9 protein-coding genes and 2 pseudogenes are annotated in these 17,605 nt (G+C 71.3%); 9 read left to right on the top strand and 2 right to left on the bottom strand.

What is annotated here, in order from left to right:
• Window positions 1-3 precede the first annotated feature (3 nt).
• Window positions 4-954, top strand: coding sequence for a phosphotransferase (locus tag ACP4IX_RS32230; protein ID WP_426525610.1), 951 nt, complete (start codon window positions 4-6; stop codon window positions 952-954).
• 273 nt (window positions 955-1,227) lie between these two features.
• Here ACP4IX_RS32230 and ACP4IX_RS32225 read toward each other — a convergent pair whose 3' ends face one another.
• On the bottom strand, window positions 1,228-2,598 hold the full coding sequence (locus ACP4IX_RS32225; RefSeq protein WP_426525587.1) for a CARDB domain-containing protein: 1,371 nt from the start codon (window positions 2,596-2,598) through the stop codon (window positions 1,228-1,230).
• A gap of 548 nt (window positions 2,599-3,146) precedes the next feature.
• On the opposite strand from ACP4IX_RS32225, the gene ACP4IX_RS32220 reads away from it, so the two are divergent.
• The 3 genes from ACP4IX_RS32220 (at window position 3,147) to ACP4IX_RS32210 (ending at window position 10,874) form a co-directional block, all read left to right on the top strand.
• Window positions 3,147-3,509: a hypothetical protein gene (locus ACP4IX_RS32220; protein WP_426525589.1), complete on the top strand. Its 363-nt coding sequence runs from the start codon at window positions 3,147-3,149 to the stop codon at window positions 3,507-3,509.
• Between the two features lie 82 nt (window positions 3,510-3,591).
• Complete coding sequence (locus tag ACP4IX_RS32215) at window positions 3,592-7,269, top strand: hypothetical protein (RefSeq protein ID WP_426525591.1); 3,678 nt, start codon at window positions 3,592-3,594, stop codon at window positions 7,267-7,269.
• The gene (locus ACP4IX_RS32210) at window positions 7,266-10,874 is read left to right on the top strand and encodes a hypothetical protein (protein ID WP_426558058.1); all 3,609 of its coding nucleotides are present in this window, start codon (window positions 7,266-7,268) and stop codon (window positions 10,872-10,874) included. Before ACP4IX_RS32215 ends, ACP4IX_RS32210 begins: the two co-directional genes overlap by 4 nt.
• Before the next feature lie 211 nt (window positions 10,875-11,085).
• Here ACP4IX_RS32210 and ACP4IX_RS32205 read toward each other — a convergent pair.
• A pseudogene (locus ACP4IX_RS32205) lies at window positions 11,086-11,442 on the bottom strand (MBL fold metallo-hydrolase); the annotation flags it as partial.
• Between the two features lie 313 nt (window positions 11,443-11,755).
• Between ACP4IX_RS32205 and ACP4IX_RS32200 the strand changes: the two are divergent.
• The 5 genes and pseudogenes from ACP4IX_RS32200 (at window position 11,756) to ACP4IX_RS32180 (ending at window position 17,604) form a co-directional block, all read left to right on the top strand.
• Window positions 11,756-12,070 (top strand): trypco2 family protein, encoded by a 315-nt coding sequence (locus ACP4IX_RS32200; protein WP_217167315.1) that lies wholly within the window; start codon window positions 11,756-11,758, stop codon window positions 12,068-12,070.
• A complete protein-coding gene (locus ACP4IX_RS32195; RefSeq protein WP_426558056.1) occupies window positions 12,070-14,235 on the top strand; it encodes a hypothetical protein in 2,166 nt (721 codons plus the stop codon). Before ACP4IX_RS32200 ends, ACP4IX_RS32195 begins: the two co-directional genes overlap by 1 nt.
• Window positions 14,232-15,227 (top strand): AAA family ATPase, encoded by a 996-nt coding sequence (locus tag ACP4IX_RS32190; RefSeq protein ID WP_426558054.1) that lies wholly within the window; start codon window positions 14,232-14,234, stop codon window positions 15,225-15,227. Before ACP4IX_RS32195 ends, ACP4IX_RS32190 begins: the two co-directional genes overlap by 4 nt.
• Window positions 15,228-15,231: 4 nt before the next feature.
• Window positions 15,232-16,662 (top strand): annotated as a pseudogene (locus tag ACP4IX_RS32185) (SAV_2336 N-terminal domain-related protein); the annotation flags it as partial.
• Window positions 16,663-16,950: 288 nt separating this feature from the next.
• Window positions 16,951-17,604, top strand: a complete 654-nt coding sequence (locus tag ACP4IX_RS32180) for a response regulator (protein WP_426558088.1) — start codon at window positions 16,951-16,953, stop codon at window positions 17,602-17,604.
• Window position 17,605 lies beyond the last annotated feature (1 nt).

The raw sequence follows: 17,605 nt of genomic DNA, 5'->3' as shown, positions 1-17,605 counted from the left end.
GCCATGACCACCTTCCTGACACCGCAGCAGCTCGCCGCCCGGACCTCCGCCGCCGTCGGGGCGGCCGTCGCGGCAGGACGCGAGCTCGGCCTGACCATCACCGACCCCGCGGTGCTCCACGACACCTTCTCCGTCGTCGTCCACCTGGCGCCTTCGCCGGTCGTGGCTCGCATTCCCACCGTCCTGCCTCGTCCGGACGACCTGGCCGCCCTCGCGAGCCGCCAGCAGGACGAGCTGAACGTGACGCGCTGGCTGGCCGGCCAGGGAGTCCCCGTGATCGCGCCCAGCCCGCTCCTGCCGCGAAGGCCCGTGCAGCGTGACGGTTTCTCCATGACGTTCTGGCCGTTCGTCCTGGAGGACCGGGACAAGGAACCCGACTACGTGGCGAACGCCGAGAGCGTCGCCGACCTGCACGCGGCCATGCGTGCCTACCCGGGCCGTCTGGCATTCCTGTCCGCGGCCGATCCGCAGTTCATCGCCGAAGGCCTTGCCCGGCTCGACCGACACCCTGGACTGATCGGTGCGGCCGAGCTGGACCGCGCCCGCCGCGAGTGGCAGATCCTGGAACCCCTCGTGCGCTCACGCACGGCCTTCGAGGCGCGGTTCCCGGGCGTCGGCCTCCAGCCCATCCACGGCGACTCCCCGCCCGCGAACCTCTTCTCCGGGGTGGAAGGGGACCTCTACGCCGACTTCGAACTGGTCACGCTGGGGCCCGTCGAATGGGACCTGGCCGCTCTCGGACCCGAGCACACATCCGCCTACAACCGCGGTGCCCGGCGCAACGGCATGAGACCGCTCGACGAGGGGGTCCTGGGTTTCGTCAACGCCGTGGGCATGCTGCGGGCCGTCGCCACCCTCACGCTGGCCCCGCAGCTGCCCGTGCTGGTGGAGTACCTCAGCCCCGCCGTCGACCACTGGCAGACGATGCCCTTCGCGGGCGGCGTGAGCGACTGACACCGAGCGGTGGCTGAGCGGGAGGCTCAGCACGCCGCTGGTGGCGAGACTGCGGGGGACCCGTCAGGGCGTTCCGCAGAAGGCAACGTCGTCCCGCCTGGCGTGAAGACCGCCCCTTCTCCTGCGGCTCCGCCCCGAACGGGCCTCGCCTCTGACGCAGGATTCCCGCGCTGGAGGCTGCTCCGTAGCCCGGCGGTCCAGGCCGGCGCACCGCCCTGTGGAGCGCGGGTTCGGAGCAGCCTCCCGAACGGCTGCTCCGAACCCGCGGGCCGGTCAGTTGACGGTCAGGACCGCCGTGTTGTTCGTGAGGTCCGGGTCGAAGCCGAAGGGGTGCTCGCCGAACTCACCGAACGAGGGGTGGATGCTCACGGCGCCGGTGGCGCCGGGCACCACGGTGTCGACGCGCACGGAGAACGCGAACGTGTGCCGGGTGTCCTCCAGCACCCAGTACCGCAGGGTGCAGTCGTAGCGCGGGGCGCCCGTCCGCTTCGGGTGGTAGCCGCCGTCGAGGGTGCGCGGGGAGCAGCCGGACGGCACGCCCGTGACCTCGGTGCCCTCGGGCACGACCAGCCGGACCTCTGCGACGGGGTCACCGGAGCCGAGGTTGCCGAGCCATGCCGGGCCGTTGTTCTCGAACGTGAGCTCGGCCGTGGCCGTCTCGCCCGCCGTGCCGGAGACGGCGTCACCGGTCACGGAGAAGTCCGCGGTGTTGTCCGCGCCGATCTGGAGGGCCACGTAGTCGTTCTGGGAGTCGATGTCCTGAACGCCGCCGCCCGGCTCGACGTCGATGTCGAGCCGCTCGTTCAGTGCGTGCGGGGCGAGTCGCACCGTCAGCGGCTCGGGCAGCTCGAAGGAGTCGCCCGGCGCCAGCACCTGGTCGAACGTGCAGATCACCCGGCCCGACGGTGCGTAGTCGTTGCCGTCCGTCGTGGTGTAGGTACAGGCGTCGTACCGGGTGATGTCCGTCAGGCCGTACGAGGCGTACAGCTTGACGGTGAACCCGTTCGCGCTCTCGTTGCCGTTGTTGGTGACCTTGAACGGGATCGTCCGCTCGTCGCCGGGCAGTCCGTTCTCGATGTCGGCAACGGGGTCGATGGCGAGGTCGGGTCCGGCGCCGACGGTGAGCGTGGTGTCGAAGCTCTCGAGCGGCGCGGTGAGCGTCCCGTCGGGGCCGCCGGTGGCCGTCGCCTCGTAGGTGATCCTGCCCTGCGCGCCGGCTTCGGCGCCGTCGGCCGCGCGTACCGTCAGGAACACCTGGTCCTCGTAGTCGCCCCCGATCACGGGGACCACGGGGATGTCGCACACCGCGCCGGCACCGCTCGGCGTGCAGTTGTCGGACCAGGTCACCTCGGCCACCCCGGCGAGGTCGGAGACGTCGATGGTGAGCCTGCCCTCGGTCACCGTGAAGTTGTCGTTGTCGTGGTAGATGCCGACGCCGAGGGTGCGGGACTGCGGCTGACCGCCGTCGGTACCGGCCGGCAGCATCTGCTCGTACGGCGTGTTGATCCACAGCTGGTCGGTCTGCGACGGTTCGTCGGCGGCCAGCGCCGGCGAGGCGAGGCCGGCCATCAGCAGACCGGCCGCCGCCGCCACGGCGGCGCCGGATCTGAGACGTACCGGGCGTCCAGCAGATATCAGGCTCATTACTACCCCCCAAGGGTATGGTGAAGTGACCGGTGCGACGGGAATCCCTGCGCACCGGAAGGATCATCACATGGCAGGGGAGCCCACCGCGCCCCGGTTTCCCGGCTGTGGTACGCGAGGAATCCGAAAGCGGTCCCGACGGACCCCGCACTCGAGGGTGTGCGGGTGATTCGGCCCCCTGACCGGCTCTGACACAAGCTACTGATCATGAGACTGTGGGCCTCTGTGCCCGTACGTCCGGTGAGGGGAAACCGTCAGTCGCGGCCGTGGATCGTGTCGGACGAACTGGGGGCGCTGACCGAACCGTTGCTGCCGAGGCCCGAAGAGATCGAGGGCAGACCTCGGGTGCCGGACCGGCAGGCCCTGCGCGGGATCCTCCCCGTCTGCACACCGGCACCCAGCGGGAGTACCCGCCCCGGGAACTCGGCTCGGTCGGGCATGACCTGCCGGCGCCGCCTGGCGGCCTGGAGTCGGAGGTACGGGCCGAACGACGGACTGGTCCGGGCGAAGTCCTCCCGCTCAGCGGCGCCTGCCGTGAAGATGGAGGGATGAACACACGGCGGATCGTCCTGGCTGTCACCTGTTCAGCGGTGGCGGGTCTGGGAGTAGCCTTCCTCCTGCTCCAGGGAGACGAGGCGGGCCAGGTGGCCACAGTGGTCTCGGCACTCGTGGCGGTGGCGGCGCTCGGCGTCGCCGTCTGGACCGCTCTGCCCGCGCCCCGTTCACGCGGGCTGCGGGTGACGGACACCGGCGAGGCACGCGCTGGAGCGGGAGGCACTGCGGTTTCCGGCCTCACAGCTCCGGCCGCCGGCGGAACGGGCAGTGATCCGGGGACGGTCGAAGTGGAACGTACCGGCCCGGCCGAAGCCACCGGCGGTGGAGATGCCACCAGCGGCGTCCGCCTGACCTGACCCCGACTCGGACGACGTGTCGGCCTCTGCACGCGGGTCGCGGCTCTACAGGGTCGTCCGGCCGAGGAAAGGACGCACGCGGGTGAAGCGAACGGAACCCCGGACGGCGCGCGGATGGCCGCAGCGGTCGACGACAACCGTCACCGGCAGCGGCGAGGCTCGCGCCACGTCGGGTGGGGTGGCGGTCAGCGGCGTCGTGCATGGTGACGTCGCCGTCCATGCCCCGGCTGCTGCTCGCAGCGGGTACCGGCAGCAGGTTCTGCGCATCGCGCCGCCCGAACTGGCCGGCCGCCAGGCGGAACTGGAGGAACTGGCCGCGTTCTGCACCTCGCCGGACCGCGCCTCTTACGTCTGGTGGCGGGCGCCCGCCTGGGCCGGGAAGACCGCGTTGATGTCCTGGTTCGCGCTCCACCCGCCGCAGTCGGTGAGGATCGTGCCCTTCTTCATCACCGCGCGCTTCGCCGGGCAGAGCGACCGGGCCGCCTTCATGGACGTCGTCGGCGAGCAGCTCGCCGAACTGCTCGGGCAGCCGACACCGGTCTACCTCACCGAAGCCACCCGTGAAGGGCATCTGCTCGCCATGCTGGAGGAGGCTGCCCATCATTGTCAGCGGCGCGGTGAGCGTCTGGTGCTGCTGGTCGACGGTCTGGACGAGGACCGGGGGGTGACCACCGGGCCGGACGCCTACAGCATCGCCGCACTCCTGCCCGCCCGGCCGCCTGCCGGACTGCGCGTGATCGTGGCCGGCCGACCCCACCCGCCCGTACCGGCCGACGTACCGGAACACCACCCCCTGCACGACCCCGGCACCGTCCGCCCGCTGGGCGGGTCCCCGCATGCTGCGGCGGTCCGGGCCGACTGCGAACGGGAGTTGGTGCGGCTGCTGCGCGGCACGCCGGAGGAACGAGACCTGCTTGGTCTGGTGACCGCCGCCGGGGGCGGCCTGAGCACGTCAGATCTGGCCGAACTGACCGGCTGCGACGCCTGGGAAGTGACCCAGCATCTTCGGGCGGTCACCGGCCGAACGTTCACCGCCCGCGCGGGTCGCGCGCAGTCGGCGGCCGAGCCCGGCACGGACACCTCAGAGGTGTACGTCCTCGGCCACGAAGAGCTCCAGAGGACGGCGCTCACTGTGCTCGGCCGGGACAGGCTGGCCGGCTACCGGGGGCGGCTGCACGATTGGGCGGGGACGTACCGCGACCGGGGCTGGCCGCCCGCCACCCCGGAGTACTTGCTGCGCGGCTACGCCCGGCTCCTGCGTGCCACCGCCGACCTGCCTCGTGCGGTTGCCTGTGCCACCGACTGTGCTCGCCACGACCGGCTACGCGACGTCACCGGAGGGGACGCCGACGCGCTCGCCGAGATCGGTGCTGCCCAGGCCCTCCTCCTGGCGTCCGAGGATCCCGATCTCGTTTCGGTGGCCGTGCTCGCTGCCCACCGGCAACGGCTCGTGGATCGCAACGATTATCCGATGCGCCTCCCTGCTCTCTGGGCCGCTGTCGGTCAGCCGGACCGGGCTGAGGCGCTGGCCCGCGGCATGGATGACCCGGACTCGGTGAGTGCCGCGCTGGCGGAGATCGCCACGACGGTGGGGTCCGCGGGCGCCCGGGCACGGGCGGCCCGCCTCGCGGACACCATCCAAGGACTCGGCGGCGGCAGCGATACGGCCTGCTGGCGGGCGCGCCGGATGGCGGCCGTTGCGGAGGCGGCGGGCGCCGCCGGCGATCGTGAACGTGCCGCCGCCCTGGACCGGGCCATGGACACCGTCCTGGCGCGGGCTCCCGACCGGGAGAAGCCGTTGGTCCTGGCCGCGAGGGCACGGGCGGCGGCCGCGGCAGGGGATCGTGGGCGGGCCGGTGAAATGGCCGATGCCATGGAGGAACTGGCTCGCACCGGCATCGACTCCTGGTGCGGGAGCGATCTGGAGGGGGCGGCCGGCTCGCAGGAGCCGGATCGTGTGGCCACCGCTCTGAAGCACCTGGCGGTCCTCGCCGGTACAGTGCGCTCAGCCCGACGGCGGGCTCGCATCGAGGAGATGCTGGCGGCGGCCGCCGCAGCTCGCACCGGCAGGCACGGCACAGCGCTTCGTGAGGCTGCCACGGAGTTGAGCCGGTGGGCCAGGCCGCCTCTGTGGGCCCTGGAGGTCATCGGCCCGCTCACCGAGGCAGTGGTCGCTGCGGCTGACGCACCGCGTGCCGCGCGGCTGGTGGACCTGATCGCGGAGGCGGCCGCCGTTCCCGCCCACCCCTGCTGGAAGGACTCGGTATCAGTACGTGACCTGGCCCAGGCGGCGATGGAGGCGTTGACCGCGTGCGCCGACCGGGAACGAGCGGCCAGGCTGGGATCTGCGTTGGAAGCCGTGGCCGGTGTGTCGACGGGGCCTGGCTCCGCGGCCTCCCCGGCGAGGCCCGGCAGCGGAGACGCCGGAGCGGACAATGACGTGCTCCTGGCGGCCGCAGCGGGGGCGGCGGCGCTGGCGGGCGACGACGCGCGTGCCGAGGCGTTGGCGCGCGCGATCACGGACCCGTATCAGCGCGCGGAGGCGACGGTCCTGCGGGCGAAGGTGTTGCTCGGCCGCGGGGATCACGACCGGGCAGCCGGGCTTGCCGCAGTCGCCGAGCACTTCTGCCGTGACAGCACCCGGCCCGCTCCTCGCGCAGGGGAGCTGGCCGCGCTGGCGAGGACGACCGCTCTCGTCGGCGACCGGGAGGGAGCGGCGCGCTTGACCGGCGCCCTCGCCGACCTCGTCGGTGCCACCGTCTCGCCGTACGGGCGGGCGAAGGTACAGATGGCGTGGGTCAGAGCGCTGGCGGCGACGGGAGAGGCGGACCGGGCGGAGTCGATCGCACGGACGATCACCGTGCCCGTGTACAAACAGTGGGCCCACCAGGAACTGGTACGGGTGCACTCCGAGCGGGGAGAGCTCGACCGGGCCGAGGCACTCGTACGGGGCATCGGCAACGAGCAGGAACGGGGCGAGGCCGCGAGGACGCTGGCGCACGCCGCGATCACGCACGGAGCGTTCCACCGGGCCGACAGGCTACTCGACGAGTTCCCGGGCCCGCCGGAGGACCGGGCGCGATTGCTCGCCGCACGCGCCCGGGCGGCCGCCGTCGGCGGGGCCCGGCACCGAGCCGACGTGCTGGCCTGCTCCCTGCGGGATCTGGCCGGAACGTGCTCGGGTAGCCGGTCCCGCAGGGACCCGGTGGCACGGCACGCCGCGGAGACACTGGCCTGGAGCGGCCGCTTCGAGGCGGCCGAGGCTCTCGCGCGCGACATCACCGATCCGATCTGGCGTGCGCAGGCGATGGCCGCGCTGGTGACGGCGGCGGCAAGGTCGGGCGAGCCGGGCCTGGCGGCGGTGTGGGCCCACCGGTCCTGTGAGTTCCTCCACTCACGGACCGACCGGTATGAGCAGTCCGTGGGCCTGAGCCGTCTGGCGGAGGCGGTGACTACGGCGGGCGACCTCACCACCGCTCTGGACCTGGCGGAGCGCGTCCCGCTCCCTGGCCGGCGTGCCGGCGTCCTGGCGAACCTGGCGCGGTTCGTCGAGCCCGTCCGGAGACGACGGCTTCTGGCACGCGCGCTGGTCCTGGGCAACTGGAGCAATCTGCTCGACATCCTCGCCCGGTGTGCTCCCGAGACACTCCAGGCTCTCACCGGCACACTGCTCGGCTGGGAGGAAGCGAGCGCCGGTTCCGTCGCGGCGCAGAGAGGCGCGACGGCGGCCACCGGTACGGCAGGCAGGTCAAAACCGTGACGAACCACGAGCAGCGGGCAGTGTCGCCGCGCGACGAGCAGGCCGCGGTGGCACAGCCGAACGGCCGGGCGGCATCGCTGAGGACGTCCCGGACGGGCGCGGCAGAGGCACGGACCGGCGCGGTGGCCAACAGCGGCATCGTGTACGGGGACGTACAGGTCGGTATACAGCCGGCGCCGCGCTCCGGGTACGACGAGCAGGTCCGGCGGATCGCCCCGGAGGTGCTGGTGGGCCGGGAGACGGAGCTCCGGGAGCTGGCTGCTTTCTGCACCGCGGGCGCGGGCGGCCCGTACATGTGGTGGCAGGCCGAAGCGTGGGCCGGGAAGACCGCGTTGATGTCCTGGTTCGCCCAACACCCGCCCCCGAAGGTGCGGGTCGTGCCGTTCTTCGTCACGGCCCGGTTCGCAGCGCAGAACGACCGGGTCGCCTTCACCGACGTCGTACTGGAACAACTCGGTGAGCTACTCGGTGAGGGACCGGCGGCCTTCTTGACACCCTCGACCCAGGAGGCGCACCTCCTGCGCCTCCTGAACGAGGCGGCCCATCAATGTCAGCGGCGCGGTGAGCGTCTGGTGCTGCTGGTCGACGGCCTGGACGAGGACCGGGGGGTGACCACCGGGCCGGACGCCTACAGCATCGCCGCACTCCTGCCCGCCCGGCCGCCTGCCGGACTGCGCGTGATCGTGGCCGGCCGACCCCACCCGCCCGTACCGGCCGACGTACCGGAACACCACCCCCTGCACGACCCCGGCATCGTCCGCCGCCTGGACCGCTCTCCTTTCGCACAGGTGATCCGGGCAGAGACACAGCGCGAACTGAAGCACCTGCTGGCGAGTTCGGGCGCCGAGCGTGAGCTGCTCGGTCTGCTCACCGCCTCGGGCGGCGGCCTCGGCACCGCGGAGCTGGCCGAGCTGACCGGCCTCGTCCCGTACGAGGTGGAGGAGATACTGCGCAGCAGGGCGGGACGCACCTTCCGGACCCGGGAGAGCCATGCGCGGCCGGGAGAACTGCCGGTGGTCTTCGTCCTGGGCCACGAGGAACTGCGAGAACACGCGGTACGGATGCTCGGACCGAAGGAACTGGAAGCCTACCGGGACCGTATCCACGCCTGGGCCGGCGCGTACGCGTCCGCCCTGTGGCCACCGGACACACCGGAATACCTGCTTCGTGGCTACTACTCCCTGCTGCGCGCCACCGCCGATGTGGCCCGCATGGCCGTTCTCGCTGCCGACTCCGCTCGCCACGACCGGATGCGCGACCTGACCGGCGGCGACTCGGCGGCTCTGACCGAGATCCGCTCGGTCCAGCACACCCTGGCCGAAGCGGACGCGCCAGACCTCACGGCCCTGTTCAGACTGGCCGTCCGGCGCGACGCGTTGCACGCCCGCAACGAGTTGGTCCCGGTCGGTCTGCCAGCGGTGTGGGTCGCGCTGGGACAGCCTCGGCGGGCAGAAGCACTGGCTCGGAGCCTGGCCCACCCTGTCCGGCGTGCCGAGGCGCTCACCGCGGCGGCGCAGGCGATGGCCGACACGGGTGCGGGGGAGGAAGCCGCGGAGATGTTCGCCGGCGCGGTGGAGAGCGCACGCACCGACCCCGACCCGACGGAGCGTGTCCGGGCCCTGGTCGCCGTGGCGCGGGCATGGTGGCCGGTCGGACCCCGGAACGCCGAAGCCGTGCTGCGGGAGGCAGCGGGCCAGGCCACCACCCTGATGGTCCCGTCCCATCGGTCAGAGGCGCTCGTGACCATGGCGGAGGGCTGGCAGGAGACCGGCGACCTGAATCGGACACGGGAGGCGCTCACCGAGGCCGTCGCCCTGGCCCGCACCGAGGCCTTCCCCGAGGAATCGGTACGGATCGACATCCTCGCCCGAGCGGAACGGGTACTCCTCACCCTGAGGGACGTCGAGCGCACCGATGAGGCAGGATCAGGAATCCGAACGCCGGCCTGGGACACCGGTCTTCTCTCCGAGTCAGCCTCTCCCCTCCATGTCGCCTGGACTCTGCGGGACCGCCCGGAACAGCGCGAACGGGTCGGCGAGCTGTTGGCCAGGGCCGAATCTCTCACGCGGTCGGGCCGGGCGGGCGAGGAAAGCAGACGGGACTGGGACCTGATGGTGATCGGCATCGTCCTGTCCGCCGCCGGATTCGCCGACCGGGCTGAGGACATCGCCCGCGACACAGTGGAGAAGGAACAATTACTGGCCTTCGTCAGTACGGACCTGGCGGAACGAGGAGAGACGGCGCGAGCCGAAGAACTGGCCCGTTCCCTCAACGACCCGATGCACCGGGCTCGTGCACTCGCCTCGGTGGCGAAGGCACTGATCACCGAGGGGCGTCAGGCCAAGGCGCACTCTCTGGCTGAGGAGATCGAGGCTGTGGCGCACAACGCCGTCAATCCGCTGAGCCGGGCCAACCAACTGATAGACCTGGCAGGTGCCCTGGAGGCGGCTGGACGGCGCGGCCGGGCTCTTGCCCTGCTCGACCAGGCGGAGACCCTCGTTCGCGCCGGCACCCACCATCCTGACTGGGAGTGGGAAGGCCAGCGGCTGGGCAGAACCCTGGTCGAGGCGGGGGCGTCAACGCGAGCCGAAGCCGTCCTCGGTTCCCTGACCAATCCGCTGTGCAGCGTCCGGTTGCTCACGTGTTTGGGCCGGGCGGCGGCCACCGGCTCCGACAGCCCGCGTGCCGCGGCCGTCCTGGAGGAGGCGGCTGAGGCTGCTGCACGCCTTGCCGATCCGACCCACCGCGCGTACGAACTGAACGACATCGCCGTCGCCCTGGTGACCGCAGGCGCAGGCAAACGGGCCGAAACGCTGGCTCGCTCGATCGAGTTCCCCGGCGAGTACGGGAACCCGGCGCTCGACCGCGTAGGCAAGGAGCTAGGCCTCCAGGGGCACCATGCTCAGGGCGCATCTGTCCTCGCCGGGTGCGAGATGGAGGCTCGGGAACTCGAGGACATCGGCCATCGCACCTGGCGTCTGGCACTCGTCGCCGAGGGCTTCGCCGCCTGCGAACACCGAGAGCGGGCCACCCGCCTGCTCGCCGAGGCCGAGGCCGCAGGCCGGAAGGTCCCCGACCCGGAGGACCGTGCCGCGCGCCTCACCGACGTCGGCGTGGCTCTCACGGCTTGCGGGGACCGCACGAGAGCGCGCTCCCTCCTCACCGAGGTTGTGGAAATCTGCCGTGCCCTCCCTGACCCGCACGACCGCGACCACACCCTTGTCAACGCGGGAAGAGCCCTTGTCTCCGCCGGTGCGTACCGGGAAGCCGAGGAACTGGTCGCCGACATCGGCAACCCCGCCAGCCAGGCACACATACTCACCGCGCTGGCACGGGCCGCCCCTCGGGAGGGGGCACGGCGACTGGTAGCGCGGTGCCTGTACTCCGCTCCGTGGTGGGATGCGTTGGACGGACTCGCCGTGACCAGTCCAGCGACGTTGGCGGCGGTCACGGACGAGGAATACGGGGGACGAGACGGCGGCACCGTGGAAGACGGAGGCACGAAGCGGGCAAGCAGCCAGGAAACCTCGCGCGAAGTTCACGGACGACAGGAGGCTGGGACCTCTGGATCTCCCCGCACAGGAGTTCCGGGTGTCTCCTGGTGACGGCCAGACCGGCGATCATCCTGTCGACGCGGCGAAGACCGTGTCCACCGATTCCGGCGTCTCGCTCACGCGAGGCCGCTGACGCGTGTGGCCCCGGCCAAGGCCCGGAGACCACGGTCGCGCCCTTCAGCCGGGAGACGCTCCAGCATCCGGAGCATCTCCTCGGCCTCGTCCCCGGCGTCCCCGGCGTCCCCGGCGTCCCCGACCGACCTCAGCGCTCACCGGCGAGGTCGAGCTGCCCGCCGCTCGTCCCGGCCACAGCCTCAGCGCCCCGGGAACGCCGCCACGGGTGCGCGATCGGACCGGACACCGCCCGCCACCACGCCTCCACCGGCAGCTCCCCCGCCGGCTCGAACGGCTCACCGGGGCGGGGGAACGCCACGGCCTGACCCGCGTCCTCCGCCGCGTCCTTCGTCCACTCCCCCGGCTCCGCCCACGCGTGCGGCGCCAGGTTGAACGTCCCCCAGTGGATCGGCAGCAGGGCACCGCCCGGCCGGCCTCCCTGCAGGTCGAGGTGGGCGCATACGCCTTCCTCGGGAGTCATGTGAATGTCCGGCCAGAAGTCGTTCTTGGTTCTTTCAGCCCACAGTGACTCGATGGCACGTGAGGCGCCGGCATCGACAGCCGCGTCCCGCTCGGCGCCAGGTGCGAGCAGTACGACATCCACTACTTGGTCCGGCCTCGGCTTGGCATGCGATCGAGAGTTCCGCCCCTGTTGGAGCTCGTGTCGTTGCACGGGAACGTCAGGCGACGTCGGAGCGCGGACCCGTTCCTACCCGCCAGACACGCATCCCGACGCGTCCGTTCCCCCGAAGCCGGGGCGCTCGGCCCCATACCCTTGGCAGACTACTCCGCAGGCACAGTGCGCGTTGGGGGTACGGATGACGGGGATCGGTCTTACCGCAGCGATCGAGGAACTGCGGCAAGAGCTTTATCGGGCACAGGACCTGGGGGCAGACCAGCAATTCGCGTTTGGCATCGAGGAGGCCGAACTGGAACTGCAGCTGGAGCTGCGCAACAGCGGCAAGGGGGACGGCAAGGTCAGCTTCGGTGTGGCGACCGTCGGCGCGGGCGGCGAGCACTCCAGCGTCCGCGCCCACAGACTGACGCTGAAACTTTCGGTCCGGGACCGGGCCCGCGGCGGCTCCAGTCCAGAGATCAGCGACACCGAACCCGGCTCCTGGGATGAGGAGTGATGGACCCGCACAGACTGGTGCTGATCCGCAGCGGGACCACGCGGCTGCGCCATCGCGTCGGGTCCGGCTATCTTGTCGCGCCGCGCCTGGTGCTCACCGCCGGACACATCCTCCAGGACCGCGAAAGCGGCGCCTACTGGGAGGAGATCCAGGTCAGAGTGGGACACCCGGGCCGCGGTGAAACGCTACGCACCGGCGCGGAGCTGATCTGGACCCATCCGCAGGACCTGGACGTCGCCCTGCTGCTCACACACGACAAGATCGACGTACCGGGGTCGGTCCGATGGGGCCACCCCGTGGGCACGACCCCGCTGCGTTACGAGGGACTGGGCTTTCCGCTGGCATCCGCAGAAGACGGTCGTGACGCCGAACACCTTCGAGGTGTCCTGCCTCCGCTGTCCTCCGGGGCTCGTGGCCTCTACGTGCTCGACCAGGAGTCCGCACCCGACCTTCGCGACGACGGCCGCAAGGCCTGGGGAGGCGCCTCGGGAACCGCAGTGTTCTGCGAGGACTACCTGGCGGGCGTGGTGATTCGCGACGACCGGTCCTACGGCAACCGCCGCCTGCGGGCCCTCCCGGCGCATTGCTTCGTCCAAGACGCCGGCTTCGAAGCACTCCTGCGGCGGTACGCCGACGGCCCACCCCGCCTGACCGAGATTGGCGCCGCCCTCCCGACGGCTCAACCCGCGGCGGAACGCAGCCCGGCCGAGCAGGAGACCGAACGGCTCCTGTGGTCGGTGCTCGGCGGCCGGAGGACGTACGCGGCACATGCCCGCGACCTCGCACGGCGGCTCGGATATAACGTCTCCGACAGCCACGAACCGACCATGCCCGACCTCGCGGCACTCGTGGCAGCCCATCCCCGCGCCCTGCCCGCCCTGAGCAGCACCCTGACCCCGGCCCTCACGGGCGAGGACGAGCGCACCCGTCTGACGGACGTCCTCACCCGCGCCCGCGCCGGCGGACTGTGCCTGCTCCTGTCCCCGGACGAGTACGAGCACTTACTGGAACTGCTCTGCGGCATCTGCAAGGAGCAGCCCGCGCTGATACCTCGCGCCGCCCGCGAGGCCCTGCGCTTTGCCTGGCTGCCCGACCCGCTGAACCGCACGCATCTCTGCGTCGACGATCTCGAACACGTTATCGAGCACCTGGAGTCCGTCTCCGACAGCGAGCGCGTACCAGACGGCACACCGCCCGTACCAGCCCTGCTCCGCCTAGTCGAGGTTGTAGCCGCCGCCCTGGGAAGGGGAGCGGGCGCGGAGCTGCGCAGCTGGTCCGATCAGGTGGCCGCCCGGACCGGCATCCATCCGGCGGCGCTTGCCGAGCGCCGCACCGACGCCGGCCGCTGGGCCGCCCGGCAATCCTCCCCCTTCTCTCGCGTCGTCGTCGAAATATCCCGCGCGCGGACCGAACCGCGTGAGAGCTACTACTGCCGCATCCTGCTCGCCCGCGCCGACGGCACGCAGACCCCCCTCAACGAGGCGGAAAGCGCGCCGCGGACACCCGAGGGAGTGGCCCAGCGGGTGCGCGACGCCGTCGAGGTCGTCGCGGACGAGCTCGGCCCGACGGCCGTGCCCCACGCGACGGTTCTGGTGGACCGCGACAGCCTCCAGCTACCCATCGACGAATGGAACCCCGGGGCGCCCAACGAGTTCGTGCCTGACCAGCCGATCGGCGCCGAGTTCTGCCTCACCCTGAGCTGCCCGGAGATGAGCGACCTGGTGCGGGGCAGAGAACGTGAGCACCGGCGGCGCTGGGAGAGCGGACACGCGGCCGCGTTAGTGGTCGACGACGAATGTGTCACTCGCCCACGGCTTAGGCGCCTGCTGCAGACCACTCACCGTGATGCCACTCAGGTCGTGCTCCACGGTTCCCCGGACCAGCGGGACGCACTACTCGAACTCTGCCTGGCGCTCGGCGTCCCGGTCGTCCTTTGGGACAGGAGGGCCGACTGCCCTGCGGACGCGGCCGGGCTGCAACAACTGGACCCCACCGGCTCCCTCGCCGATCTGCCCGAGCGAGTCCGACTCTTCCGCGGGACGGCCTTCGACGAGCCGGAAACGTTCCCGGCGCGCCCCGCACTCGTATGGGAGGAACACGGTCGGCGACCGCGGCCCGAATTACTGACCCTGCAGGATCCCCCAGAAGGAGCCCACGCGTCATGACCGTCGCAGAATCCGCTGCCACCGGCCACCCCACCCCATCCGGCGACGGGAACTGGCGGCTCTTTCGGGGCGACGGAACGGCCCGCGCGGTCACCTTCCCGCCCGCACCACCATGGCGCCGGCTCCGCACAGAGGAGCCCGACGGCTCGCGGACCGCACGCCCCCACCCGTACCTGATCGACCCCGACGACGCGGACATCGTCAACGCCGCCCTCCACCTGCGCCGGCCTCTGCTGGTCACGGGACACCCCGGTACCGGAAAGTCCTCCCTGGCCCACGCAATCGCTCACGAACTCGCCCTCGGCCGTATCCTGCACTGGCCAATCAACAGCCGCTCCACCCTGCAGGACTCCCTCTACCACTACGACGCGATCGGCCGACTGCGGGAAGCCAACCTCCGCCGGGACACGGACAGCTCCGACCCCGGCATCGGCCAGTACGTCCGGCTCGGCCCCCTGGGCACTGCGTTGCTGGCCCGGGACCGGCCCAGGGTCCTACTCATCGACGAACTGGACAAGGGGGACGTCGATCTACCCAACGACCTGCTCACCGTGTTCGAGGAGGGCGAGTTCGAGATTCCGGAGCTCAGCCGCCTCCCCGAGGAACACTCCACGGTCCACGTCCAGACCGACGACCCTGACGCGCCAGCCCCAATTGTTCGAGGCCGCGTCCGCTGCCCTGAGTTCCCCGTCGTGGTCATCACCAGCAACGGTGAACGCGAATTCCCTCCCGCTTTCCTCCGACGGTGCGTCCGTCTCGACCTGCCCGAGCCCGACGAGGAACGGCTGCGGGACATCGTCGCCGCGCACCTCGGCCACGAGGCACTTCACGACATCGACGGCCTGCTGGAGGAGTTCCTCGGCCGCCGCGCACCCGGAGAACTCGCGACCGATCAGCTCCTCAACGCGGTCTTCCTACGCAAGGGGGGCATCGATCTGGACGCCGGCCGACTGCTCGACGCCGTTCTGCACCAACTAGGCGGGGCGGTATGAGGGCATGCTCGGACGTCTGAGAGAGATCCTGGCCAGGAGCGGCGTCGACCTCGCCGACGAGGATCTCCTCGACGTCCTGTGGCTCGCCAGGAACCTGCCGGGCGACGTCGATCCGTTGGCGCGACGTCCGGCCCCGGCCGCCCCCTCACGGCAGGTCGCCGAGCATGGCGAGCCCCGGGCCCCCGACGCGGACGATGCCGTGCAATCAGGTGCGCACCCGCCGCCGGACGTCGCCTCGCACCGCCTGTTCCCGCTGCACGCGGCCCCGCGAGGGAAGGGGAGCGGCAGGCCGGAGCCGACCCTGCACCGGGCACACGCCGTACGCACGCCGGGCCCTCATGTCCTGCCCAGCCGTCATCTCACGCTCGGCAAGGCGTTACGGCCGCTGCGGCAGCGGCTCCCCGATCGACGCCGTCAGGAACTGGACGTGGCACGGACGGTTGATGCCATGGCCGAGACGGGCCTGCCCGAGACCGTGACGGGTGCAGCTCGTAGCCGCTGGCTGTCTCTCGCCCTGCTGATCGACGACGGCGTGTCCATGGTCCTGTGGAAGCGTCTGGCCTCCGAGATCCGCACACTGATGGAACGGGCCGGGGCTTTCCGCGACGTCCGCGTCTTCGGACTCAATACCCGTGGTTCCCACGCTCCGTTGCTGAGCAACCGTCCCTACCACCAGCAAGGTCCCTACCTTCCGCCGGCCGCGCTCTGCGACCCCACCGGCGCCACCCTTGTCCTCATGGTCAGCGACGGCGTCGGCGACGCCTGGTGGGACGGCCGGATGAGTGAGGTGGCGGCCATGTGGGCCCGCCGGCAACCCACCGCGATTGTGCAGGCGCTGCCCGCCCGGCTCTGGGCTAACTCGGGCGTCATGACTCGGCCGTGGCACGTCACCAGTGTCCGCAGGGGCGGCCCCACCACCGCTTGGCACGTCACCGACCTGAGACTGCCGGCGGATCTGGTCGCGTTCGACTCTGTCCCCGTTCCGGTGCTTGAACCCACACGGGCCTCCGTCGGTGACTGGGCCCGGCTGGTCGCCTCACCGAGCGCGACCGCGGTGCTGCCGCTGTGGGACATCGGGCGGTACGTCACCCAATCCTGGCGCGCCGGAACCCGGCAGGTTACGGACGCTGAAGCCGTCCTGCGCTTCCGCGACGCGGCCAGCCCGGAGGCATACCGGCTCGCAGCCCACCTCGCAGCCGTGGCGCCCGTCACGCCCTCAGTCATGCGCATGGTGCAGGAGGCCCTGGGCCCTCCGACGGACACCGGGCACCTCGTGGAAGTCTTTCTGGGCGGCCTCATGCACAACGCCGCTGCTGACCCCACCGGCAGGTCGCCGCAGCCAGAGTTCTTCGACTTTTCCGCCGACGCACGGAGCATCCTCCTCGGCACGCTCCCCGCCCGCGAGCTGCTGCGCACCACGCGTCTCATCGCCGACCGCCTGGCAGCGTGGGTCCGGCACTCACCGAGCTTCACCGCCTGGGTGGCGCATCCGGGAGGAGCCGCCGCCGTCGGCGCACCCGAACGATCGTTCGCCCATCTGGAAGAGCGGCTACTGAAACGCCTTGGCGTCGCCACGCACATCGACACCCCGACCACCGACCGGCCTCCCCCGACCCCGCGGCTCCCGGAACCCCGGGAACAGGAGGGACCGCAGTCACCTGCGGCTTACCGGACGGCTACCAGGCTCCCCGCACCGTCCTCCGCGGCGGACACGAAGGTCAAGATCCTTTTGGTCGATGACCAGCCGGAGAACTTGCTGGCCCTGGAGACCGCCCTGTCCGCGCTCGACCAGACACTCGTCCGCGCCTCGTCGGGCGAGGAAGCCCTCAAGGCGCTGGACGAGGACCAATTCGCCCTCGTCCTACTCGCCACCCAGATGTCGGGAATGGACGGCCACGAGACCGCCACACACATCAAGCGCCGATTGCGGACTCGTGACACCCCGATCATCTTCATCAGCGCGTACGAAATGGGTACCCACGCCTCCTTCCGAGGGTATGCGGCGGGTGCCGTGGACTATGTATCGCGGCCGTACGAGCCCTGGGTGCTGCGCGCCAAAGTGACCGTATTCGTCGACCTGCACCAGACAAACGTGCAACTGCGCAAACAGGCAGCCTTATTGCGCACCGGGGGCGCGACCGATCTGCTGGCGCAGCTGTCCACCCTGCTGTCCGACGCCGAGTCGCAGGCACACGACCTGACCGGACAGCTCCAGGCACAGGCATCGAGCGCGACGGTGAGGACCACGGCCAACCGCCTGGAACGCGCGGTCAGGAGCCTGCGCCAGGTATTGCAGGGTGCGTTGGAGCTGCAGGAAGAACTTGGTGCCCCGCCCGCCCCGGCTTCCCTACACTCACCACGACATCGAGACCAGTGAA

Origin of the sequence: Streptomyces sp. WG5, assembly GCF_049974565.1 — a bacterium.
In the GTDB taxonomy this organism is placed as follows: domain Bacteria; phylum Actinomycetota; class Actinomycetes; order Streptomycetales; family Streptomycetaceae; genus Streptomyces.
This window is presented reverse-complemented; position numbering and strand designations above follow the sequence as displayed.